Genomic DNA, 24,292 nt, shown 5'->3' on the forward strand with positions numbered 1-24,292 from the left:
TACTGGTTAAAAATAACGCGCAGCAGGAGATCCCAAATTCGCCTCATCCCCTGATGCTGGGGGATGTGTGAGGTAAGTCACCATAAAAAAGTCGTATGTTGAATAATATTTTCAACTAGGTTATCAATCTGTAATTAGAAGATTGTTCTTTTGCACATATGGAGTGGCTATGCGTGTTGTCATACTGGGAAGTGGTGTCGTTGGCGTAACCAGCGCCTGGTATTTAAGTCAGGCGGGACATGACGTGACCGTTATCGATCGTGAGTCAGGGCCTGCGCTGGAAACCAGTGCGGCGAACGCCGGACAGATCTCTCCGGGCTATGCCGCGCCGTGGGCGGCACCCGGCGTTCCGCTGAAGGCAATTAAGTGGATGTTCCAGCGCCATGCGCCGCTGGCCATCAGCCTCGACGGCACCCAGTTCCAGCTGAAGTGGATGTGGCAGATGCTGCGCAACTGCGACACCCGGCACTACATGGAAAACAAAGGTCGGATGGTGCGTCTGGCGGAATACAGCCGTGACTGCCTGAAAGCACTGCGCGCCTCCACCGGTATTGAGTACGAAGGTCGTCAGGGCGGCACGCTGCAGCTGTTCCGCACCGCGCAACAGTATGAAAACGCCACCCGTGATATTGCCGTGCTGGAAGATGCGGGCGTACCGTATCAACTGCTCGAAGCCAGCCAGCTTGGGCAGGTTGAACCGGCGCTGGCAGAAGTGTCGCACAAGCTGACGGGCGGCCTGCGTTTGCCGAATGATGAAACCGGCGACTGCCAGCTGTTTACGCAGCGTCTCGCGCAGATGTGCGAGCAGGCGGGGGTGAAATTCCGCTTTAATACCGCGGTCGACAAACTGCTGTCAGAAGGCGGAAGTATCTACGGCGTGAAGTGTGGCGATGAAGTCATTAAAGCGGATGCCTACGTCATGGCGTTTGGCTCCTATTCCACAGCGATGCTGAAGGGCATTCTCGACATTCCGGTTTACCCACTGAAGGGCTACTCCCTGACCATTCCGGTAAAAGAGGACAGCGGGGCGCCAGTTTCCACCATTCTGGATGAAACCTACAAAATCGCCATTACCCGCTTTGATAACCGCATCCGCGTTGGCGGGATGGCGGAGATTGTCGGCTTTAACACCGAGCTGCTGAAGCCGCGCCGTGAAACGCTGGAGATGGTGGTGGGCGACCTGTTCCCGCGTGGCGGTTTTGTCGAGCAGGCAACCTTCTGGACCGGGCTGCGCCCAATGACGCCAGACGGCACGCCAATTGTTGGCCGTACGCCGTTCAAAAACCTGTGGACCAATACCGGCCACGGTACGCTTGGCTGGACAATGGCCTGCGGCTCTGGCCAGCTGCTTAGCGATTTGATATCCGGGCGCACGCCGGCAATTCCGTTTGACGATTTAAGTGCCGCACGCTATCAATCGGGGTTTACCCCTTCGCGTCCACAGCACCTGCACGGCGCGCATAACTAAGGAGTTGTCATGTCCCGTCCTGTTCTGGCTCAGCTCGATTTGCAGGCCCTGAAGGATAACCTGCAAATTGTTCGCCGGGCGGCGCCAGGTTCACGCGTCTGGTCGGTGGTGAAAGCCAATGCCTACGGCCACGGTATCGATCGTATCTGGAGTGCGCTCAGCGCCACCGACGGTTTTGCGTTACTGAATCTGGAAGAGGCCATTCTGCTGCGCGAGCGCGGCTGGAAAGGGCCCATTCTGTTGCTTGAGGGGTTCTTCCACGCCGACGATCTGCCGCTGCTGGATAAGTACCGGCTGACCACCAGCGTTCACAGCAACTGGCAAATTAAAGCGATTCAGGATGCAAAACTGCATGCACCGCTGGATATTTATCTCAAGGTGAACAGCGGTATGAACCGCCTGGGCTTCCAGCCTGAGCGGGTCCATACGGTATGGCAACAGCTGCGCGCCCTGAAGAACGTGGGCGAAATGACGCTGATGGCGCATTTTGCCGATGCGGAAAAACCGGACGGTATTGCCGATGCGATGGTGCGCATTGAGCAGGCGGCAGAAGGACTGGATTGCCCACGTTCGCTCTCCAACTCAGCGGCCACGCTGTGGCATCCTGAGGCGCATTATAACTGGGTGCGTCCGGGCATTGTCCTTTATGGCGCCTCTCCCTCAGGCCAGTGGCAGGATATCGCCAACAGCGGCCTTAAGCCGGTGATGACCCTGCGCAGCGAAATCATCGGTGTGCAGACGCTGAAGGCCGGCGACACGGTGGGCTATGGCAGCCGTTACCGGGCGACGGGCGAGCAACGGATTGGTATTGTGGCGGGCGGTTATGCTGACGGCTACCCGCGTATCGCGCCGAGCGGCACGCCAGTCTGGGTAGACGGGGTGCGTACGGGAACGGTGGGCACCGTCTCCATGGATATGCTGGCCGTTGATCTCACGCCATGTCCGCAGGCGGGCATTGGTTCCCCGGTCGAGCTGTGGGGTAACGAAGTCAAAATTGATGACGTGGCTGCCGCGGCGGGGACGGTAGGGTATGAACTGATGTGCGCGCTAGCCCCAAGAGTGCCGGTTGTGACGGTGTAACGTGTCTGTGTGCCGGGTAAGTGTTAGCGCCACCCGGCAAAAAACCACTACTCCACGTCCTCTTCCATCGGCCGCAAACCGACTTTCCGCACTGCGTTATCTTCTTTCTCTGCTACGGTCCAGATCATCCCGGCAAACTCCACCTGGTCACCCACAACCGGGGCCGCACCAAGGCGCTGCTGGATGATTTCGCCCAGCGTTTGCTGGTTATCGTCGCCTTCAGCACCTTCATCCAGCCCATAAATCAGGGCCACGTCCGCAAACCTGGCGCTGGCTTCCAGAATAAAATCGCCGAAGAAACGCTGATCCAGCGCCACCGGAGGCGACTGGCTGAACAGTTTACCCAGGGCGGGCAGGTCCCGCTCGCGGCCAATCACACACAGAATATCGCCTTCGCGTAGCCGGGTGCTGCCGGTAGGGTGCAGCAGGACATTATCGCGGAACAGGGCGGCAATTCGCGTTTCCGCAGGCATGTGCAAATCGCGCAGCGATGCCCCCACGCACCATTTATCGGCGCTGAGCTGGTAAACAAACTGTTCCCACGGGTTTTCCGGGTGAATATCCAGCCCCACGCGGGAAACCGGCCAGCCCACAGGAGGAACCACCACTTTGGCTTTTTTCGCTGCCCACCCGAGCGAGGTTCCCTGGAACAGCAGCGAGATCAGCACCACGAAGAAGGCGACGTTAAAGAACAGCCGCGCGTTATCCAGTCCGGCCATCATCGGGAAGACAGCCAGGATAATGGGCACCGCGCCGCGCAGCCCCACCCAACTGATAAAGACGCGTTCGCGCAGGTTGAAGCCGCGAAACGGCAGCAGACCGGCAAACACCGACAGGGGACGGGCGAAGAAGATCATCCATGCCGATAAAATCAGTGCCGGAACGGCAATCGGCAGCAGGTCTGACGGCGTCACCAGCAGGCCCAGCACGAGGAACATCCCGATTTGCGCCAGCCAGGCCAGCCCGTCGAAGTTCTGCAAAATGGCGTGACGGTTGCGAATAGGTCGATTGCCCAGCAGGAAACCGCAGAGATAAACCGCGAGGATCCCGCTGCCGTTCAACGCAGTGGTGACGGCAAAAATCAGAATGCCGCCGCTCAGGGCAAGCAGCGGGTAGAGCCCCGAAGGCAGCGATATCCGGTTGATCGTCTGCTGAAGCAGGTAACCCCCGGCCAGGCCGAGCGCAATCCCCAGGCCGAACTGCTGCAGGATATGCAGGACAAACATCCAGCTTAAGCCTGTTTCATGCTGCTGGATCATCTCTATCAGCGTGATGGTGAGAAATACCGCCATCGGATCGTTACTGCCGGATTCAATCTCAAGCGTGGACCCGACGCGTTCGTTCAACCCTTTGCCCCCCAGCAGGGAAAACACCGCCGCCGCGTCGGTTGAGCCAACAATCGCGCCAATCAGTAAACCTTCCATCAGATCGAGATGGAACAGCCACGCCGCCATCATGCCGGTCAGACCGGAGGTGATTAACACCCCGACCGTCGCCAGCGACAGGGCGGGCCCCAGCGCCACGCGAAATGAGCTCGCCTGGGTGCGCATCCCGCCGTCGAGCAGGATCACCGCCAGCGCAAGGTTACTGATCATGTAAGCGAAAGGGTAGTTATCGAAAGGGATCCCGCCGATACCATCGACACCCGCCAGCATGCCGATGGCAAGGAAAATAACAAGAATAGGTATGCCGAGACGCGATGAAAATGAACTTAATAAAATACTACAGGTTACGAGCACAGAACCCAGAATGAAAAGACTGATTATCGCTGTGGCATCCAATGTTGTCTTACTCCCACCTCAATGTTAATGCTGTTACTAAAACCCTAACATATTAACGACGGAAACAGCGGTTTATTGAGGGGGATTAACGGCTTTTTTATGCCTTTAAGACCGGATGACCCCCAATCGTTAACCGACTGCCCGTTTCATCATGCTTCAGGGTGGCCTGCGCGCCTAACGCCAGGGTGACGGTTTGCTGCTCGTGGCCGAAGTCCAGCCCGGTAATAACAGGAATATCAAGGCGTGAGCGGATGAAATCGACCATCGTTTCCAGCGAGTATCCTGCGTCATAGTCATTCGGCGCGGCACCGGTAAAACTGCCAAGAATAACCGCGGACTGACGTTCCAGAATACCGGCGTAATACAGCTGCAATAACATGCGCTCGACGCGGAACGGATGTTCATTGATATCTTCCAGCACCAGAATGCCGTCATCAATTTGCGGCAGCCACGGCGTTCCAATGAGCGACACCAGCATTGCCAGATTTCCGCCCCAGAGTTGTCCTTCACACGACCAGTGCGGCCCGTTGCCCTGCCACTCAACGCTGTAGGTCGGGTTTTTCAGGGCGCGCCAGAAGTGTTCCACCGTAAATGGGTCAAGCTCGGGTGCCCCGAAATTTCCGGCCAGCATCGGGCCGCTGAAGGTCACCACGTTATGCAGCGCGAGCAGCCCGAGCTGGATTACGGTAAAGTCGCTGTGGCCGCAGATAAGCAGCGGATCCTGCTGCTGACGCTTTGCCAGCCCTTGCCAGTCAATACTCTCCAGCAACCGGCTCGCACCATAGCCGCCGCGCACCGCCAGCACGATATTGTTCTCACCCTGCAGGTTCACCAGGCTGTTGATATCATTCAGCCTTTGCGCTTCCGTACCGGCAAAACGCTGCTGGCGGCGGGGGATAATTGTCTGATTTTCTACCGGGTAACCGAGTTCCAGTAAGCGCTCAACGCCCCGCTGTGCCGCCTCCTGGTTGATGCAGTACCCGGACGGCGCGATAAGATGAAACTGAGACATGGCAATTCCTTGCTGAATGAGAATCTAATTGTCTATATCATGCCGCTTATACGTTGCCTGCTTCAAGGGCGATGACCGGCTATAAGGATAGATGACGTGAAATTGAGATGGTTTGCTTTTTTGATTGTGTTGCTGGCTGGCTGTAGTTCAAAACATGACTATCAAAACCCGGCATGGAACCCGGAAGTGCCTGTAAAACGGGCCATGCAGTGGATGCCGATCAGCGAACAGGCAGGCAAGGCCTGGGGCGTCAGCCCGCGACTGATCACGGCGATCATTGCCGTGGAATCCGGCGGTAACCCAACGCTTGTCAGCAAATCTAACGCCGTAGGGCTGATGCAGCTTAAGGCCTCAACCGCAGGGAGAGAGGTCTACCGCTATATGGGCTGGCGTGGTCAGCCGTCAACCAGCGAGCTGAAAAACCCGGAACGCAACATCTCCATGGGCACGGCCTATTTGAGCATTCTGGAACACGGCGTGCTGAAGGGAATCGAGGATCCAGAAGTGATGCAGTATGCGCTGGTGGTCTCTTACGTGAACGGCGCGGGTGCGCTGCTCAGGACGTTCTCATCGGACCGTAAAGAGGCGATAGAAGAGATCAACGACATGGACAAAGACGAGTTCTTTGAACACGTGGTGAAAAATCATCCGGCACCACAGGCTCCGCGTTATATCTGGAAAGTTCAGAAAGCAATGGATGCCATGTAATGCCGTTGTCGGGCGGCCTGTGTGCTGCCCGGCTCCTGTCACAACACTTTATTCGCCCGCTCCCGCGCCTCTCGCTCCAGAGAATAGATAATCCGCTGCAGTTCACGCTCTGCGCCCGGCCCGACGTTCAGGAAGCGGAAGCTCAGACGCGGCGTGACGATCGTTTCATTTTTGCTGTCGACCACCTTACGCTCGCTGATGGCGATCAGCTGCGCATCAAAGTAAAAACGCCCCCAGCCTCCCATATCCAGTTCGATTTGGGTAAATCGCATGCCTTCTACCAGTCCGTCAGGCTTTGGCGTATCCATCAGCGCACCCATGCCGCCCAGGGAGAGGTCAAAAAGGCGAAAGCGGATCTCTTTTTTGTCAGGCATTTTGGCCTTACCAAAATAGGCAGGGTGAAGCGGGGCACTGATACGAAAATATTCACGGCGCTGAACAAACCAGAGGTTGGCCGGCAGCGGGGTGACAAACGCCGGAAGACCACCGTATTCGCTCAGCTCCAGGCGCGGCAGGACAAATTCCACTTTTGCGCCGTGCGTTTCTGCCATCACCGAGATTTTCTCCGCCCGCAGCGCGGCGCGGTTTTCATGCTCCTGGCTGCCCAGGTCAATGACCAGCCTCTCTGCAGAAGCATCCAGGATCTTGCTGATGAACTGATTGTTTGACCAGGTGATGCGCAGCGGCACCTCGCCTTTTTGCAGGTCGCGCAATACCCCTAATACAGCCAGCGGATTTTGCTTCAGGAACTGCTCACTGTAATTACTCACGCCGGATGGCTCCTTGATAAATGACAGACTGTCTCTGCGTTATCGGCAGCGTGAAACGAAACTTAATACAAACCGGTGAGTTTTTTTCGCAGTACAGAGAAGTTAAGTCGGTGAGATGAAATCGGTTTTACCGTGATGACCTATACTTACGTTACCTGCGCGGAGGGTTTTCTGCGCATGCGTTAAACCTGCAAGAGGGCATCGCTATGGGTATTATCGCGTGGATCATCTTTGGTCTTATTGCCGGGGCTATCGCTAAACTCATCATGCCGGGAAATGATGGCGGCGGCTTTATATTGACCTGTGTTCTTGGGGTTATTGGTGCGGTTGTCGGCGGCTGGCTGGCGACCATGTTTGGTTTTGGGGGCGACATTAGTGGATTCGACCTGCACAGTTTCCTTGTGGCTGTGGTGGGCGCCATTGTTGTCCTGGGCATATTCAGGTTGCTCCGACGGGCATAGATGACACAAAACGGCTCTCGCGACAGGGCCGTTTTTTTTGCCGTGATATTGATTTGCTAATCGAAATGATAATAATTGTCGTTCCTAGTTACATATAAACACAAGACGACATTATGAACACCTCACGTTTTGCAGTATGCGCGTTGGCAGGAGCCGTGACGCTGGCATTACAGGCACAGGCATTTGCTGAAGAATCCACCATTCTTGTCACCGGCTCTGAGCAGGGCAGCGTTCTCCCCGCATGGACAAACAGCGCAACCAAATCGGCCGTTGCCGAAAGTAAAACGCCGCAGGTGATCGATACCGTCTCTGCGCAGCAGATCGCGCAACGCCATGCCAACTCCGTGAACGAAATCCTGCGCTATGTTCCGGGCGTTTCGACAGAGCTGCGTGGCAATACCACCTACATGAGCGAATATAAAATCCGTGGTTTTTCCGTTGACCAGGAGTTCTACAACGGACTGCAACTGCCGTATAACGTCACCGGAAATACCAAAGCGCGCATCGATCCACTGCTGATTGAGAGCGTTGATATCCTCAAAGGGCCATCTTCTGTGCTCTACGGCGGTGGCTCCCCGGGGGGGCTGGTGAATATTCAGGGTAAAAAACCACAAAAAACCGCCCATACCGAGTTGGGTTTCAACACCGGCAATCGCAATCTGAAGGAGGGTTATCTCGACTCGACCGGACAAATTGCCGACAGCGACTGGAACTACCGCCTGCTGGGCAAAGCCACGGAAAATGACGATCAGCCCCATACCACGCGCTATGAAAATTATCTGGTTGCCCCGTCCGTGACCTGGGAGCCGGACAGCAAAACGCGTCTTACGGTTGATGCACTGGCGCAAAACTCCCCGAGCCTGTCTCCATCCAACCCGTTGCCGCTTGCTTATCTGCGCTCGAAATATGCCGACCGCCGGGATTATGCCGGGGATGAGTGGAGCGGTTTCAAACAGCGTCAGTGGATGCTGGGCTACAGCTTTGAACATGAGTTTGACAGTGGCTGGGGCTTTAACCAGAAGGCACGGTACTTTGATGTCGACACCCACCAGCGCAGCGTTTATGCCACGGGGACGGGGAGCGCGGTATACCAGCTTAACCGGTTTGCTTACACCACGGATGAAGATCTGAAGAGCTTCAACATCGATAACCAGGTAACCAAAACCGTGGCGCTGGGAGAGTGGAAACACCACCTGTTGGCCGGGTTTGACTATCAAAAGATGGACTCTCACTTCTACTACCGTTATGCCTCAACAACGCCTGGCATCGATATGCGAAATCCTGACTATTCGCAGATCAATGAACGCGATCTCGGGTTGTATACGGGGCAGAAAAATCGTCTGAGCTATCAGCAAAACGGCTATTACCTGCAGGATCAGGTGGAGTTTGGCGGTTTAAATCTGCTGGCCAGCCTGCGTTATGACGATTACCGCTCGGTAACCACCAACTATATGCAGAATGGCGACAAGGCGTGGGTCTCGCAGGACCGCGTGACCAAACGTCTGGGCGCGCTTTACGCGTTTGAGAATGGGCTTTCACCGTTCATCAGCTACTCCGAAGGGTTTGCCCCGGTGTCGCCGCAGGGTACGCTCACGGCTAAAGATGTGAAGCCAACCACCAGCAAGCAGGTGGAAGGCGGGGTGAAATACCTGCTGGCGGATTACGCCACAACCTTTACCGCCTCGGTATTTAATATCCGTCAGAAAAATGTCGTCACCTCCGATCCGGGCTTCCTGAATTACAGCCAGACCGGAGAAGTGGAATCTAAAGGGGCTGAGCTCTCAATCGTCAGCCGCCCAGCGGATAACGTGACCCTGATTGCCAACTATGCCTACACCCATCTGATCAATACCGAAGATGACAAATACCAGGGCAAACGGCCAACGCAGGTACCGGAGAACGCGTTCAACCTGTGGGGGGATTACACCTTTGACAACACGCCGCTGAGAGGGCTGATGCTGGGGGCAGGGGCGCGCTACACCGGTCCAATGGAAATTTCACCGAACAACGATGCGGGCAAACTGGGCGGCACCATGCAGTACGATCTGGCGGCCTCCTATCGTATGGGGGAAATCCTGCCGTCGCTGGAGGGATTGACGCTGAAAGCCAGCGCGCAAAATATCACCAACAAAGAGACGCTGACCTGCTACGACGCGACAAACTGCTGGATTGGGCGTGACCGGACGTATCAGTTGGGGGCGAGCTACAGCTTCTGATTATCGTTTCCCTCTCCCGAAGGGAATGCAGGCCGGGTAGGCGTTAGCGCCACCCGGCATTGTTCACTTACTGCGCCGTACTTTTCACCGGCGCAGCCTCATCATTCGCCGCAGGCTGATTCTGCGGCACGCTGTCACACGGTTTCTCTTTCGGACAGACCAGATCCAGCATCTTCAGCGTCACGCCGTTGCTCCAGCCGAATCCATCCTGTAGCGGATACTCACCGCCGCCGCCGCCCGTACCGGTGGAGGAGACATCATATTTCTCCACCAGTTTCTGCTCGCGATCGTAGGTATGCTGAACATTTTTCAGGAAGCGCCAGGTGACATCCATCGCGACCTTGTCCTGTCCATAATTCTGCAACCCTTCCGTGGCTACCCACTGCAGTGGCGCCCAGCCATTGGGGGCATCCCACTGCTGGCCGCTGTTCACGGTGGTGGTGGTGATGCCGCCCGGTTTCAGCAGACGTGAGGATGTCGCTGCAGCCACTTTATCCGCGCGATCCTGTGCCGCGGCCTTCACATACAGCGGGAAGAGGGCTGCAGCCGTGAGCTGATTACGCACCTTCTTACTCTTCAGGTCGTAATCCGCGTACCATCCCTCTTTATCGTTCCACAGATACTTCTCCATCGCCTTCTGGCGCGCCGTGGCCAGAGCCTCATATTTGCTCGCGCTGGCGGCATCGCCACTCTCCTGGCTTGCCCGGGCGAGCAGTTTTTCCATCTTGAACATCAGGGCGTTCAGATCCACCGGCACAATACTGGTGGTGCGGATGGTGCCCAGCTTTTGCGGATCGTCCATCCAGCGGGAACTGAAGTCCCAGCCTGAGGCCGCCGCAGAGCGCAAATCGCGGTAGATTTCGGTTGCCGGGCGGTTAGGGTTGCTTTTGGCGGTGGTGATATCGTCAAGCCACGACTCCGGACGCGGCGTGTCGCGGTCATCCCAGTAGCGGTTAAGCAGCGAGCCATCCTCCAGCTTCACCACGCGTTTGTTGGCCTCTCCGGCCTGCAGCGCATCTGCGCCCTCCATCCAGTAGGCGTACTCCTTTTCCATTTGCGGACGGTATTTCTTCAGCGCCTCGCTGTCGTGCGTGGCCAGCAGTTCCACCATCAGCGAGAAAAATGGCGGGTGGGAGCGGCTCAGATAGTAACTGCGGTTGCCGTTCGGAATGTGCCCCCATGTATCCAGCTCGTAGGCAAAGTTGTCCACCATATCGCTGATTTTGTCCCAGTGGCCGCTTTCCGCCAGCCCTAACATGGTGAAATAGCTGTCCCAGTAGTAGACCTCGCGGAAACGCCCGCCCGGCACAACGTAGGGTTTTGGTAAGGGCAGGAGTGAATCCCATTTGTTACTGGCTTTATCGGTGGTACGCGTCAGCACAGCCCACAGCCCGTCAATATGCTCACGCAGGCTCTGCCCCGCAGGAGGAACATATTTTTCCCCTTCCGCGGGAAGCGTGAAGTTCATATCAACAAAATGGCGTAAATCAAACCCGGACTGACGACGCTGCATGCGGTAGTCGGCCAGGATCGTCAGGGGATCGCTTTTTGGTACGGCATCGGCAAAGGTTTTTTGATCGGGGAAGAGTTTGGCGCTCTGGACATCGTTGAAAAGAGGGCCGAGCAAGATATCCGGTGAATTTGTCTGGCCAGAGTTCATCTCTTCCGCGTTGCCTGTCGCGGCAACCGCGAGCAGCGCACTGCCCAGAACCAGAGGTAAGAGGCGAGGGCGCAGCTTTTGAGGTGTTATCATCGGTGCTTCTCCTTATTTCGCTGAGCAGCGGTCACGCTGTAATCATTCACCAGAAAACCTTAGTCGAATATTCCGCGCTTCGCGTGTCGAACATCGCACTTTGCACAAATCCAGACAATTTACCGTTGCGTTTAATGCCCCGGTGGCGCGGCTGAAATATTGATATTGTGAATGGCTGTAGGCGAGAAAATAAATTGCGATCCGTTACGCATAATTTTCCGGATAAAGGCTTTCTTTTAATTATCCCGATCACATAAAGCAAAAAACATAACTTCATGGTGAAAAAACATAATGGATCGCCTCGTTGCGCTCAGGCGAAATTATTGCCAAAGCAGAAACCGGTTTCATCAATAAGGAGTAACGTGATGTCAGTGAGTGAAAAAATTCCGGTCCGGGAAAAAATAGGCTACAGCCTTGGAGATGCCGCGAGTCATATTGTTTTTGACTCATCGGTTGCCATTCTGGCGTATTACTATACCGATATTTACGGTTTACCCCCGGCCGTAATGGGAACCATGTTTCTTTTGGTCCGTTTATTAGATGCCATTACCGACCCCGTTATGGGAGCGATTGCCGATGCAACTTCCACGCGCTGGGGACGTTTTCGTCCCTGGCTGCTGGCGATATGCGTTCCTTTTGCGGTGAGTTGCGTATTGGTTTATTCCATTCCGGATTTTACCGAAACAGGTAAAATTTATTATGCCGTCGGGGCGTATATATTTATGACTCTGATGTATACCGCCATTAATATCCCCTATTGCTCCCTGGGCGCTGCGCTAACGTCCGATCCACGGGAAAACCTCTCTTTGCAGTCCTGGCGCTTTGCCATCACCCCGATTGGTGGCGCGCTTGGTACCGCGCTTATTCTTCCCCTCGCGGACTATCTCTACCCTGGCGACAGGGCGACCGGCATTCAGGTGGCGATGACGCTGTTTGGTGCAATCGGCTGCGTGATGTTTATCATTTGTTTTGTCACCACTAAAGAGCGCGTCCAGCCGATCAAAGAGGAGAATCTGAACATCGCCCGGGACGTTAAAATCCTCTTTCGTAACGATCAGTGGCGCATTCTCTCGATCTACAACTTTATGATGCTGGTGGCGGTGGTGATCCGCGGTGGTGCAGTGGTCTATTACGTGAACACTGTTCTCAACAAGGGGGCTGACGTCATCTCGTTCTTTATGCTGGGCGGGATGCTGGCCTCGATGTTTGGTTCGGTTCTGGCGCAGCCGTTCGGTACCCGTTTTTGCAAGGTTAAACTCTCCTTCTGGATCAATATTCTCAACGCTGCGTTAGGCGTGGCCTGCTTCTGGTTGCCGCTGGAGTTCTGGGTCATTCCACTGATTGCCCATGTGTTCATTCAGATTGTCCAGGGCGGTAACGGCGCGTTGCAGTGGTCAATGATCACTGATGCAAATAATTACGGTGAATGGAAAACCCAACGTCGTATTACAGGTATGAATGTTGCGGCCAATATTTTCGTGATTAAGTTGGGTGTCGCCGTCGGTGGTGCCATTCTGGGTTGGGTGCTGGCCTGGTTTAATTACCAGTCGAACAGTACCGTACAGTCAGAATCCGCCATTCAGGGCGTTATTTTATTGTTCACGTTAATCCCTTCACTCTTTTATTTACTCACCGCATTCTCGATCAAATTTTATAAATTAACTGAAAACGTCATGAATGGCGTGGTGAGTGATTTAAACAAAGGCGAATTCGCTAACTCTTAATAGTTGAAGCAGTAAGCCGATAATTCATTTGAATTATCGGTGAGGTTCTCTGTGTCCGTCAGGAAATAATGATTAACTCACGAGGATGGAGTCGATGAAAGTGAAATACCTTGCACTGCTCGTCAGTGCGTTTTGTTCTACCGCAGCAATGGCAGCAAATGATACCCAACGTCTGGAAGATAAACTGGCGCAACTGGAGGCGCGCCTCGAAAAGGCCGAAACAAGGGCAGCAAAGGCAGAAGCACAAATTCAGGTTCTGGAGCAACAGCAGCAAACCGTGGTGGCCGCAAATCCTGTGGTGGTTGAATCCACAGAGCCTGCGACAGCGCAAACGGCACCTAAGCTTACGTTATCCGGCTACGGTGATATTAAATTTTATGGTGACGTTGAATTTAATATGGATGCGGCCAGCAAGACCGGCAGTTTAACGTCCATGAAAACGACAGCCAATAAAGACTGGGCACCCGGTAACCATGAACGCTGGGATATTAACGGGCGTTTGCTGCTGGGGTTTGACGGCTATAAGCGAATGGAAAACGGCAATTTTGCCGGTTTCTCCGTACAGCCGCTGGCGGACTTAACGGGCAAAATGAACCTGGATGACGCGGTCTTCTTCTTTGGCACGGAAAACGACTGGAAGGTAAAAGTTGGCCGCTTTGAAGCCTATGATATGTTCCCGCTAAACCAGGATACCTTCGTTGAATATTCCGGCAACACCGCTAACGATCTCTACGGCGATGGTTACGGCTATATCTATATGATGAAAGAGGGGCGGGGGCGTAGCGACAGCGGCGGTAACTTCCTGCTTAGTAAAACCCTGGGCAACTGGTATCTCGAGGTTAACACGCTGCTGGAAGACGGCAGCTCGCTGTTTGTTGACCAGCAGTATCATGGCATGGACCTGGATAACGATAAAAACGTCGCCTACGTCCGTCCGGTGATTGCCTGGCAGGAAGGAAACTTCTCGACCGCCATCGCGATGGAGAGCAACCTCGTCAACAATGCCTACGGCTACCACGATGCGTCCGGAAGATGGGTCGACCAGTCTGACCGCACCGGCTATGGCTTTACCATGACCTGGAACGGGCAAAAAACCGATCCGGATGACGGTATCGTGGCGAACCTGAATACCGCCTACATGGATGCTACCGACGAGACGGATTTCACCGCGGGCGTGAATGCCTTATGGCGCAATGTTGAGCTGGGCTATATCTACGCGCATAACCAGATCGATAATTTCAACACCGCCAACTTTAATGCGGACTGTGATGGCGACTGCTGGGTGACCGATCCCGGTGATTATGATATTCACACCATTCATGCGTCGTACCTGATCCCGAACGTCATGAAGATGAAGAATTTCAATATCTATCTTGGCGCGTATGCTTCGTGGGTTGAAGCACATCCGAATGACGGCGATGACCGTAACGACGATCGCTATGGCGGGCGCGTGCGCTTCAAATACTACTTCTGATGTCCTGCGCCAGTCAGGCCTCTTCCGGGGTCTGGCTGGTCTCCCGCAGCGTGCCCGGCGCATGGCCGATAATTCGCTTGAACGCCCGGCTAAACGCCGCAAGGGATCCGTACCCCAGTCGCAGCGCGACCGTTTCAATAGGCTGATTTTCATGGCGAATGTACTGAATGGCCAGGCGCATCCTCAATTCGCTGAGGTATTTCGCCGGGGTGGTGCCCGTCGCGGCGAGAAAACGTTCCGCAAACACCGAGCGGGAGGTGCCAGCCTCTTTTGCCAGATCCGCCACGCTCCAGTTCAGACCTGGCTGCTGGTGCATGGCGTAAATGGCCCGGCTCAGACGCGGGTCACGCAGTACCTGCACCCAGCCGGTGGCTTTTCCGCAGCCTCCTTCAACCCAGCCCCGCACGATTAGCGCCGCCACCACGTCCGCCAGCCGTGCGAGGATCCCGGCGAATCCGGCCTGACGCGTCATGGATTCGCGCTCCATCGCCGCCAGCAGCGGGTGGATCTCCGGCCAGGTGGACATCAACCGGCTCACCATCATTACTTCCGGCATCGCTTTAATTAGCGGCTGCATTCCGCCCAGTTCAAAGTCCATGCATCCGCTGAAAATCACGGTGTTCTCGCTGTCCGGGCAGGGTTCGCAGGTGATGGCGCAGACCGAGCCGCAGATAGGCTCGCTGGGAAACGCGCTAACCGGCGTGATGGTTGCCTTCTCGTCAGACAGCAGGGCGTGCGCATTACCGTTCGGAATAAAAAGGGCATCGCCGCCGCTTAAGGTGAACGTTGCGCCACTCTCCATACGCAGCAGGGCGCTGCCGCGGCTGACAAAATGAAACTGTGCTTTGCCCGGCGCCTGGTGGAACGCCACGCCGAAAGGTGCGCTGGCTTCAATGCGGCGGTATTTCACGCCCGACAGGCGCATTCCGCGCAACAGCTCGCTGATCAGATCGGGGGACTGAGCGGTCATGGCAAAACTCCGGACGAATAATCAATAAGTGGAGATTATATGTCATAGATCGTCCAGGGTGAACACTCTATCCTTTTGCGACAGTTGTCACATTTTCATAACGGGAGATCAACAGATGAGTTCATGTGTCGCGGCGAGAGAGGCTGTTGTGCCTGCAAAACCCGCCTGGCGGGCCGTCTATTCACTGGGGCTGGGTGTGTTTGGTTTGATCACGGCGGAGTTCCTGCCCGCCAGTTTGTTAACGCCCATGGCCGCAAGCCTGGGCGTAACGGAGGGGATGGCTGGGCAGGCGGTGACCGCCACCGCGCTGGTCGCGCTGGTCACCGGATTGCTGATCACCCCGGCGACCAAAAGTATCGACCGTCGCTGGGTACTGATGTTTTTCTCGGTGCTGCAAATCGTCTCCAGCCTGCTGGTGGCTTTTGCACCCACGCTGCACGTACTGCTGATGGGACGCCTGCTGTTAGGGATTGCCATCGGGGGATTCTGGGCGATGTCGACCGCCACGGCGATGCGTCTGGTGCCTGCCGATAAAGTGCCGAAAGCGCTGGCGGTGATCTTCTCCAGTGTGTCGATCGCCACGGTGGTCGCGGCCCCGCTGGGCAGCTATCTTGGCAGCCTGATTGGCTGGCGTAACGTCTTTATCCTCTGCATTCTGCCGAGCATGCTGGCGCTGCTGTGGCAGCTCTGGGTACTGCCGTCAATGAAGCCGGAGAGCAGCGGCAGCCTGGGCACACTGTTCCGCGTGCTGCGTCGTCCGGGAATGATCGGTGGAATGCTGGCGACCATTCTGATCTTCAGCGGTCATTTTGCCTTCTTCACCTATCTGCGTCCGTTCCTTGAAACGGTGGGGCAGGCAAGCGTGGAGAGCATCTCGCTGATCCTGCTGGGCTTTGGGATTGCCAACTTTATCGGTACCTCCGTAGCCGGACATCTGCTGGCGCGTAATCTGCGCCTGACGCTGGCCCTGGTACCGTTCGCCATGGGCGTGCTGGCACTCACCATGGTGGCGTTTGGTCATCTGGCGATACTGGATGGATTACTGGTGGCGATGTGGGGCTTTGCATTTGGTCTGGTTCCGGTGGGCTGGTCAACCTGGCTTGCCACGACGGTGCCAGATGAAGCCGAAAGCGCAGGTGGTTTGCTGGTGGCCTCTATCCAGCTGGCAATCAGCGCCGGTGCGGCCGTGGGCGGGGCGGTATTTGACCTCAACGGCGCCAGCGGCGTCTTTGCCGGAAGCGGTTTCCTGCTGGTAACGGCGATGGTGATTGTGTTGATGGGCGTGAAGGTTAAAGCGGAGTGATTGTTTTCCCTCTCCTGTGGGAGAGGGAAGTCATGAGTGCTGATTGCGTTATGCGATCGCTCTTTCTTTTAATTAGTGCCGTTTTGCAGGTTTAATCTGTACAGACGGCACGAAAGAGATAGGGTGTGATGCAACCTGGTTCTTTTTCAAAGATAATTGGCACATGAAGACGTGTCCCTGTCAGTTTTCCTGTGTTGGACTCGGTGGGAATTCACACCGAATGGTTAAATGATTTTAGTTCGGTAGAACCCAATCTTGAGGGCGTTAAACATTCTCCTGTAACTGGAGCGTTATTTTCACTTGTAAACCATATATGTGTGGTGTAGACATTTATTCATTCTTTGTTTTTGTAGCGAAATGCAATGAAGTAAACAGCTAATATAATAATGCAAAAAATAAACAGTGCAATTTCTTCATCTTCTATAAAACTCGCTATGACAGCACCTGGAATGACAGCGACTATTCCAGTGCCATACCAAAAGAAATCATCCATAATATCTTGTAAAAAACTTTTTAAAAATTTCATCAAAAATTCTTTTATAGATTCCCACATTATCGGATCACTTTATTTAGCGCATCAGCATCTCTCACTCCAGCTACGGCACGATCAAGCCTTAATGCAAGTTCTTTATCGGACCCAATTTTTTCGATAATCGATTTACTGTAATACATAGCCTGTCCCTGTTGTGTACAGAGTTTATCATGGGCTACGTTGTCGACTGGGGACAGTGATCGCACTCGCATTTATAAAAAGTGAAAGCAAGAATAGCCACCAATTTATTTTCTAAATAAATTGGTGGTTATATATAATTGATGTGATGAATTTGGAAACGATGAATATAATTAAATTTATCAAGTATTATTTATTCTGCGAGGATGGTGACATAATCCGTAGGCCGGGTAAGCGCAAGCGCCACCCGGCTTAAACCTTACAACCCTTTCTTATCCATCAGCACCGCCAGATCCACCAGGCGATTAGAGAAGCCCCACTCGTTGTCATACCACGCCAGAATTTTCACCATCCGACCACCAATCACCAGGGTGGAGAGACCGTCAATAATCGAAGAGCGCGGGTCGCCCTGATAATCGCTGGAGACCAGCGGTTCATCGCTGTATCCCAGAATGCCTTTCAATGGCCAGCTGGCCGCGGCTTTGCGGAACGCATCGTTCACCTCTTCGGCCGTAACGTCACGGCTCAGCGTTACCGTTAAGTCCACAATCGAGACCACCGGAACCGGTACGCGCAGGGAATAACCGGTCAGCTTGCCGTCCAGAGACGGAATGACTTTCCCCAGTGCCTTCGCGGCACCGCTGGAGTACGGCACAATCGACAGGGCTGCTGCACGTGCGCCGCGCAGATCTTTTTCCGGCTGGTCGTGCAGCGCCTGGCTGTTGGTATAAGCGTGCGTGGTGTTCATCAGGCCATGCTCAATACCAAACTGCTGATGCAGGACCTGAGCAGCCGGGGCCAGGCCGTTCGTGGTGCAACTCCCGTTGCTTACTACCACGTGCTTAGCCGGATCGTACTGCTCGTGGTTAACGCCCATCACCACCGTCAGATCGTCATTTTTACCCGGCGCGGAGATGATGACGCGCTTCGCCCCACCGTGGGTGATATGCACCAGCGCTTTTTCGCGCTCGGTGAAGAAACCGGTCGCTTCAATCACCACGTCAACGCCCGCATCGCGCCAGGGAATATTCGCCGGATCGCGTTCGCTAAAGACGGTAATGCGCTGGCCGTCAACCTGCAGCGCGCCGTCCGCCGCTTCAACGGGTGCCGGTAGTGTGCCGAGCAGGGAATCATGCTTAAGCAAATGGGCGAGGGTTTTGCTGTCCGTCAGATCGTTAATCGCCACAATCTGCAGGTCCGGATTGCCCAGCGCTGCGCGCAGAAAATTACGTCCGATACGGCCGAAACCGTTAATGCCGACCTTAACCATAATGCACTCCTTATCTCTGTTGTCTGGAGTCACTGTAGGCTTCAGGCCGGATGGCGTAAACGACAAAAAAGGATCACATTACGCCATTTTGCGGCAGTGAAAACGCTGACGGTATTCACCGGGTGTGAGGTGGAGCTGTTTTTCAAATACGCGACGCAGGTTGATGCTGGTGCCAAATCCGCTTTTCTCGGCGATAACGGACAGCGGATCGTCGGTCTGTTCAAGCAACTGTCGGGCTGCGGCAAGGCGCGCTTCGGTCACATAGCGTGCCGGAGACGCCCCCGTGTCGCGGGTGAATACCCGGGTGAAGTTGCGCGGGCTCATGGCTACTTTTTCCGCCAGCTTTTCGACGCACAGATCGGCCGTCAGGTTTTGCAGGATCCAGGTTTGCAGCTCGCTGATGGGGCCGGAGGAGCCGGACTGCGACAGGTTATAGCGGCTGAACTGTAGCTGTCCTCCCGGGCGGCGCAGATACATCACCATATCCTGCGCCACGTCGCGCGCGAGGCTGAAGCCATAATCGTCTTCCACCAGCGCCAGGGTCAGATCAAAGCCGGAACTCACGCCACCGGAGGTCCAGACAGGGCCATCCTGAATATAGAGCGGCCCCCCCTCAACACGGATGGTGGGGTACTGCGCTTGCATGGTTTCCAGCAGCCGCCAGTGGGTGGTTGCCCGACGGCCGTCAAGCAAACCGGTCTGGGCCAGCAGCATTGCGCCACCGCAAATGGAGGCGATCCGCCGCGCATGGGGGGCTGCAAGATGCAGCCAGTCCACCACGGCGGAGCTCTCCTGCTCGTTCATGCCGCGCCCGGTAATGATGATGGTATCAAGCGGCTCACGGGGATCCAGCTCCGGCAGGCGATAATCTGCCAGCAGATTGAGACCAGACTGGCCGTGGATCACCTGGTGCGGCTGGGTCGTGGCGATGATGATGCGATAGCAGGGCTGCGCAAGGCCTCCCGGGTGCAGGCGGTTGGCCTGCATCAGAATGTCGGCGATGCCGGCGGCTTCAAACAACATGCCGCCGTCAGGAACAATAATCAGGATCTTCTTCATGTCCTGAAAAGTACCTTTATTGCAAAATAAGTCAAGCGGAGGGCAAGGGAGTTAACGGGCGCTACGCGCCTTTCTGGCAAAGCAAAGTGATTTAAGTTCTTTGTTATTTCAGGCGTTATCCCGGATCGTCAGCATATTATCTCTGGCGAAACGGCTCTGAAGGAATGGGTAAACGAAGCTCCCTCTATTTACATCCGCAGCAACGCGACCAAATTCACCATCTCGCCTCGGGGTTTCTCTGGCGAACCGAACTGCCCACGTGGCTGTTGATCGCCACCATTTATGGCGGCTGGTTCTCGACGCTGGCGTTCTGGCACACCCTCGGTCTGCTGCCTGCCACGCTGTTGCTGATTGGGTTTACCGCCTGGTATATGTCCCTTCAGCATGAATTGATCCACGGCCATCCCACGCGTTTCGTGTGGCTGAACCAGCTCTTTGGCACGCTGCCGCTGGCAGTCTGGTATCCGTATGGCCTGTACCGGGATTCTCATCTGGCCCACCATCGTCACGACCATCTCACCATTCCGGTGGATGACCCGGAGTCATACTACTTTACGCAGGCGAGCTGGGCGCGATTGTCGCCATGGCAGAAGAGGGTGATCCACGCCCGAAACACCTTTACCGGGCGACTGTTGCTGGCGCCGCTGCTGGATATTCTCCAGACGCTGGGCAGCGCGGTGGCGGCGTTTCGCCATCTTCAACTGCGGGCGATGGTGATGTGGCTTGTGCATATAGCGTTATTGGCGCTGCTTTTTACCTGGATGATGCACAACGGTTTCTCTCCGCTCTGGTTTGTGCTGGCGGTAAGCTACCCGGCGCTGGCGCTGACAAAAGTACGCTCTTTTCTGGAACATCGCGCGGCGGACGACCCGCTGGCGCGTTCGGTGATTAACGAAGCAGGCTTGTTCTGGCGCGTGCTGTTTTTAAATCTTAACTACCATTCAGTACATCACGATTTACCCGGCGTGCCCTGGTATGGGCTTAAGACGATCTACCTGCAAAACCAGCAGGCGTACCGGGAGCGTAACCACGGGTTTCTGGTGAGAGGGTATGGCGAATGGATGCGACGGTTCTGGAAAACGTCGGTGGACGTCACCGTACATCCCTGGCGTCAACAGGAGGAAGGAGATGAGTAACCGGCTGGCGTTTCCGATGTATGCGGTGGATAGTACCGATACTCTTGCCCTGTGGTGGGCCGTCCAGCGTCTGCTGGTGGCGCGTGGTCTGCCGGTGGAGGAGCTTATTCCCGGCAGGCCTGAGCCTGACCTGTTGGCACACTGGCAGCAGCCTAATCTTATCCTGAGCCAGACCTGCGGCTACCCGCTGATGACACAACTGCCTGAGGTGCAGGTCGTCGGCTGTTTTCACTACCGGGTACCGGGCTGCGAAGGCATTCACTACCGCAGTTTTCTGGTGGTACGTGATGAGGATAAACACCGCACGCTGGCTGATTTTCGCGGACGGCGGGTGGTATGTAACGCGCCCGATTCCCAGTCTGGCTACAATGCGCTGCGCAACCGCGTGCCGTCACGTGCGTTAAACACCTGGTTCTCAGAGGTTATCTTTAGCGGCAGCCATCGCCAGTCGCTGATCGAGGTAAAACGTGGGGGAGGGGATATCGCAGCGATCGACTGCGTGACGTATGCGCTGTTGCAGCGGCATGAACCGACCCTGCTGGCGGGGCTAACTGTGATTGACCAGACGCCCCTTACGCCAGGACTGCCGCTGATCACTGCGTCCGGCACCACCCCCGAAACGCTTCATGCCATTCGTGATGCGCTAACCACGCTGGTAAGCGCCCCGGAATACCGGGGCGTGTGTGATGCGCTGTTTATCGGCGGGTTTAGCGTCGTGGCGCGCGAGGCCTGGTCTGTGTTAACCGGGGTTACAGCGGACGGATCTCTTTCGAGCGCAGGGTGAGGCGGACGGGCACCGATTTATACGATGGCGTGCCGCTCTCTTTATCCAGATAGTCGAGCGGAACCAGCACGTTGGCCTCAGGATAGTAGGCCCCGACCGAGCCCGGGGCGATGGCGTATGCCACCACCGTGATATCCTCCAGACGCTGAGTGCTGCCCGGCAGGGCGGTTTCGATATCCACCCGGTCGCCGTGCTCCAGTCCTGACTGTTCCATATCGCCTTCATTCATAAACAACACGTCGCGACGGCCAAAGACGCCCCGGTAGCGGTCGTCGAGAGCGTAAATCGTGGTGTTGTACTGGTCGTGACTGCGCAGCGTGATCAGACGCAGGACGTTATCGCCTTCACCGCTGGCATCCTCATTGACCCCTTCAAATACCGAGAACATCGCTTTGCCCGTCGCCGTCGGCCAGATACGTTTCGTGGGCGGCAGCGGCATACGGAATCCACCGGGTACCCGGATCCGCGCGTTATAGTCCTCAAAGCCCGGAATGGTCTGCTCAATCAGATCGCGAATGCGATCGTAATCCGCAACCAGGTGCATCCAGTCCACGCGGGTTGTCTTCAGGGTCGCTTTCGCCATGCCGGCCACAATAGCCGGTTCAGCGCGAAGCAGGGGAGAGGCGGGTTTCAGCTTGCCTGAGGAGGCATGAACCATCGACATGGAATCTTCAACGGTAATGGACTGACGTCCGCTGGCCTGCATATCCAGTTCCGTGCGGCCAAGGCAGGGGAGAATGAAGGTCTCTTTACCCACCAGCAGGTGCGTACGGTTCAGCTTGGTGCCAACGTGCACGCTCAGATCCAGCTTACTCATCGCCGGGAAGCCGTTTTCGTGATCGGGCATCGCCACCGCAAAGTTGCCGCCGAGGCAGATAAGCGCTCTGGCACGACCGTCAATCATGGCCTGGGTTGCCTGCACTGCGTCGTGGCCATGGTGAGAGGGCGGCTCAAAGCCAAACACCTCCTTAAGACGGTTCAGAAATGCCGGGGTTGGTTTCTCGCTTATCCCGACGGTACGGTTTCCCTGAACGTTAGAGTGGCCGCGCAGCGGACAGATCCCCGCACCGGGCTTGCCTATATTGCCGCGCAGCAGCAGCACATCGGCGATCAGGCGGACGTTGGAAGTCCCTTTATTATGCTGCGTAATGCCCATGCCGTAGGTAATGATGGTGGCATTCGATTTCGCGTAGGCATCGGCGACCTGTTTCAGCGCCGCCTGGCTCAGCCCGGACTCACGTTCAATGGCGTCCCAGCTCGTTTGCGCAATGTCTGCCGCAAAGTCATCAAAGCCCTGTGTGTGTCCAGCGATAAACGCGTGGTCGAGCACGTTGCCACGCCCGGCTTCCATTTGCAGCAGGTGTTTGGCGATGCCTTTTAGCGCGGCGGCATCGCCACCGGCTTTAACCTGAAAGTAGGTAGAGGCGATGTCGGTAGAGCTGTAGGTCGCCATCTCAATCACGCTCTGCGGATCGGCAAACCGTTCCAGCGCGCGCTCGCGCAGCGGGTTCAGGACGATGATCGGCACGCCGCGGCGAGCCAGTTCATGCAGGGTGCCCATCATACGCGGATGGTTGGTGCCGGGATTATGCCCGATGGAGATCACCAGCTCCGTTTTGTCAAAATCGTCCAGCGAGACGGTGCCTTTCCCGATACCAATAGAGCGCGGTAAACCGACGCTGGTGGCTTCGTGACACATGTTGGAGCAGTCGGGGAAATTATTGGTTCCGTACTCACGGGCAAAAAGCTGGAACAGCCAGGCCGCTTCGTTGGAGGCGCGGCCGGAGGTATAAAACTCCACCTGGTCTGGTTCAAGCCTGCGCAGAACCTCGCCGATGCGTTCGAAGGCATCCTCCCACTCAACGGGGCGGAAGGTATCACTTGCCTGGTCATAGCGCAGGGGATGGGTCAGGCGCCCGTATCCTTCCAGCTCAAAGTCAGATTTTGCCAGTAACGACGTAACGGTGTTATGAGCGAGGAACTCAGGGGTCACCCGTTTGCTGGTGGCTTCCCAGGTGACCGCTTTTGCCCCGTTCTCGCAGAACTGAAATGTGGATTTATGCTCTTTGTCTGGCCACGCGCAGCCCGGGCAGTCGAAGCCGTCAGGCTGGTTGGTGCGCAGCAGCGTGGCGGGAGCATCCAGGGCATCCATCTGTGTTCGCACGGCAATTGCCGTCGCTTTTAATGCTCCCCAGCCGCCTGCAGGGCCGTCGTAAGGTCTGATGCCGGGAACGGCACGTCGTTTGTTATTCATTCCAGATTACCCTGTTAAACCGCCGGTCATGCATGATGAGGCTGAGAAAAATTAAAGAAATCATAACAAATTTTTATCATGTCGATAGTGTGTCCTGACCAAGGTGGCGTGAAGGCGACAATGTTAGTGACAGTAAAATTTCAAACGAAAGGCGGGCAGGGGAACCTGCAATATATTTACCCGACGATGCTGAAGGCGATAAAGTGAACAATGCGCCGGGGAATAAAGATGTAGTCCTGCTTAACTGTTAATTCACTGCGGGCGGTGTAAATCGTGCCTCTAAGGGATTAAAGGTACCAGGTTATTTTGCGCCGTAAAATTAATTTTTTTCATCCTCTATGAATTGTCTTAATTCAAGGCGGAAAAGTCATCGCTATTAAAGATACGCTATCAATGCAA

At 55.6% G+C, this 24,292-nt stretch carries 19 protein-coding genes; 10 read left to right on the top strand and 9 right to left on the bottom strand.

Features of this window, described 5'->3' with window-relative positions; genetic code table 11:
• Positions 1 to 169: 169 nt before the first annotated feature.
• Both PUZ33_RS00810 and dadX read left to right on the top strand, forming a co-directional pair.
• Complete coding sequence (locus PUZ33_RS00810; RefSeq protein ID WP_014832348.1) at positions 170 to 1,468, top strand: D-amino acid dehydrogenase; 1,299 nt, start codon at positions 170 to 172, stop codon at positions 1,466 to 1,468.
• Between the two features lie 9 nt (positions 1,469 to 1,477).
• A complete protein-coding gene (gene dadX / locus PUZ33_RS00815) occupies positions 1,478 to 2,548 on the top strand; it encodes a catabolic alanine racemase DadX (protein WP_013096156.1) in 1,071 nt (356 codons plus the stop codon).
• Between the two features lie 47 nt (positions 2,549 to 2,595).
• On the opposite strand, the gene PUZ33_RS00820 is transcribed toward dadX, so the two are convergent.
• Entirely contained in the window at positions 2,596 to 4,329 is a 1,734-nt protein-coding gene (locus PUZ33_RS00820; protein ID WP_013096157.1) for a potassium/proton antiporter, read from the bottom strand.
• Between the two features lie 97 nt (positions 4,330 to 4,426).
• On the bottom strand, positions 4,427 to 5,341 hold the full coding sequence (gene ldcA, locus PUZ33_RS00825; RefSeq protein ID WP_047360886.1) for a muramoyltetrapeptide carboxypeptidase: 915 nt from the start codon (positions 5,339 to 5,341) through the stop codon (positions 4,427 to 4,429).
• Between the two features lie 96 nt (positions 5,342 to 5,437).
• Here ldcA and emtA point away from each other — a divergent pair, with 96 nt between their 5' ends.
• The gene (gene emtA, locus PUZ33_RS00830; RefSeq protein WP_023621731.1) at positions 5,438 to 6,049 is read left to right on the top strand and encodes a membrane-bound lytic murein transglycosylase EmtA; all 612 of its coding nucleotides are present in this window, start codon (positions 5,438 to 5,440) and stop codon (positions 6,047 to 6,049) included.
• A gap of 38 nt (positions 6,050 to 6,087) precedes the next feature.
• Here the strand turns inward: emtA and ycgR are convergent, their stop codons facing one another.
• The gene (gene ycgR / locus PUZ33_RS00835; protein ID WP_020690852.1) at positions 6,088 to 6,819 is read right to left on the bottom strand and encodes a flagellar brake protein YcgR; all 732 of its coding nucleotides are present in this window, start codon (positions 6,817 to 6,819) and stop codon (positions 6,088 to 6,090) included.
• A gap of 206 nt (positions 6,820 to 7,025) precedes the next feature.
• Here ycgR and PUZ33_RS00840 point away from each other — a divergent pair, with 206 nt between their 5' ends.
• Both PUZ33_RS00840 and PUZ33_RS00845 read left to right on the top strand, forming a co-directional pair.
• Positions 7,026 to 7,280, top strand: a complete 255-nt coding sequence (locus PUZ33_RS00840; RefSeq protein ID WP_020690853.1) for a GlsB/YeaQ/YmgE family stress response membrane protein — start codon at positions 7,026 to 7,028, stop codon at positions 7,278 to 7,280.
• Positions 7,281 to 7,393: 113 nt separating this feature from the next.
• Positions 7,394 to 9,496: a TonB-dependent siderophore receptor gene (locus PUZ33_RS00845; protein WP_029882291.1), complete on the top strand. Its 2,103-nt coding sequence runs from the start codon at positions 7,394 to 7,396 to the stop codon at positions 9,494 to 9,496.
• 67 nt (positions 9,497 to 9,563) lie between these two features.
• On the opposite strand, the gene PUZ33_RS00850 is transcribed toward PUZ33_RS00845, so the two are convergent.
• Entirely contained in the window at positions 9,564 to 11,249 is a 1,686-nt protein-coding gene (locus PUZ33_RS00850; protein ID WP_058680159.1) for an alpha,alpha-trehalase, read from the bottom strand.
• A 365-nt stretch (positions 11,250 to 11,614) separates the two neighbouring features.
• On the opposite strand from PUZ33_RS00850, the gene PUZ33_RS00855 reads away from it, so the two are divergent.
• Both PUZ33_RS00855 and PUZ33_RS00860 read left to right on the top strand, forming a co-directional pair.
• The gene (locus PUZ33_RS00855) at positions 11,615 to 12,973 is read left to right on the top strand and encodes a glycoside-pentoside-hexuronide (GPH):cation symporter (protein ID WP_058680158.1); all 1,359 of its coding nucleotides are present in this window, start codon (positions 11,615 to 11,617) and stop codon (positions 12,971 to 12,973) included.
• 94 nt (positions 12,974 to 13,067) lie between these two features.
• Complete coding sequence (locus PUZ33_RS00860) at positions 13,068 to 14,447, top strand: carbohydrate porin (protein ID WP_045294419.1); 1,380 nt, start codon at positions 13,068 to 13,070, stop codon at positions 14,445 to 14,447.
• Between the two features lie 13 nt (positions 14,448 to 14,460).
• Here PUZ33_RS00860 and PUZ33_RS00865 read toward each other — a convergent pair whose 3' ends face one another.
• On the bottom strand, positions 14,461 to 15,417 hold the full coding sequence (locus PUZ33_RS00865) for an AraC family transcriptional regulator (RefSeq protein ID WP_013096166.1): 957 nt from the start codon (positions 15,415 to 15,417) through the stop codon (positions 14,461 to 14,463).
• Positions 15,418 to 15,532: 115 nt separating this feature from the next.
• Here PUZ33_RS00865 and PUZ33_RS00870 point away from each other — a divergent pair, with 115 nt between their 5' ends.
• Positions 15,533 to 16,720: an MFS transporter gene (locus tag PUZ33_RS00870; protein WP_013096167.1), complete on the top strand. Its 1,188-nt coding sequence runs from the start codon at positions 15,533 to 15,535 to the stop codon at positions 16,718 to 16,720.
• Positions 16,721 to 17,054: 334 nt separating this feature from the next.
• Here PUZ33_RS00870 and PUZ33_RS00875 read toward each other — a convergent pair whose 3' ends face one another.
• From PUZ33_RS00875 to PUZ33_RS00885, 3 genes are all read right to left on the bottom strand, one after another.
• Positions 17,055 to 17,246, bottom strand: coding sequence for a hypothetical protein (locus PUZ33_RS00875; protein ID WP_229284395.1), 192 nt, complete (start codon positions 17,244 to 17,246; stop codon positions 17,055 to 17,057).
• A gap of 403 nt (positions 17,247 to 17,649) precedes the next feature.
• Positions 17,650 to 18,660, bottom strand: coding sequence for a type I glyceraldehyde-3-phosphate dehydrogenase (gene gap, locus PUZ33_RS00880; RefSeq protein WP_058680156.1), 1,011 nt, complete (start codon positions 18,658 to 18,660; stop codon positions 17,650 to 17,652).
• 78 nt (positions 18,661 to 18,738) lie between these two features.
• Positions 18,739 to 19,719: a GlxA family transcriptional regulator gene (locus tag PUZ33_RS00885; RefSeq protein ID WP_058680155.1), complete on the bottom strand. Its 981-nt coding sequence runs from the start codon at positions 19,717 to 19,719 to the stop codon at positions 18,739 to 18,741.
• A gap of 164 nt (positions 19,720 to 19,883) precedes the next feature.
• Between PUZ33_RS00885 and PUZ33_RS00890 the strand changes: the two genes are divergently transcribed.
• Complete coding sequence (locus PUZ33_RS00890) at positions 19,884 to 20,855, top strand: fatty acid desaturase (protein WP_058680154.1); 972 nt, start codon at positions 19,884 to 19,886, stop codon at positions 20,853 to 20,855.
• The gene (locus PUZ33_RS00895; RefSeq protein WP_058680153.1) at positions 20,848 to 21,639 is read left to right on the top strand and encodes a phosphate/phosphite/phosphonate ABC transporter substrate-binding protein; all 792 of its coding nucleotides are present in this window, start codon (positions 20,848 to 20,850) and stop codon (positions 21,637 to 21,639) included. Before PUZ33_RS00890 ends, PUZ33_RS00895 begins: the two co-directional genes overlap by 8 nt.
• Here the strand turns inward: PUZ33_RS00895 and PUZ33_RS00900 are convergent.
• Complete coding sequence (locus PUZ33_RS00900; RefSeq protein ID WP_062676520.1) at positions 21,605 to 23,893, bottom strand: FdhF/YdeP family oxidoreductase; 2,289 nt, start codon at positions 23,891 to 23,893, stop codon at positions 21,605 to 21,607. The genes PUZ33_RS00895 and PUZ33_RS00900 overlap by 35 nt on opposite strands.
• Between the last annotated feature and the right edge of the window lie 399 nt (positions 23,894 to 24,292).

This window comes from Enterobacter cloacae complex sp. 2022EL-00981, from assembly GCF_028737495.1.
GTDB classification, from domain to species: Bacteria; Pseudomonadota; Gammaproteobacteria; order Enterobacterales; family Enterobacteriaceae; genus Enterobacter; species Enterobacter cloacae.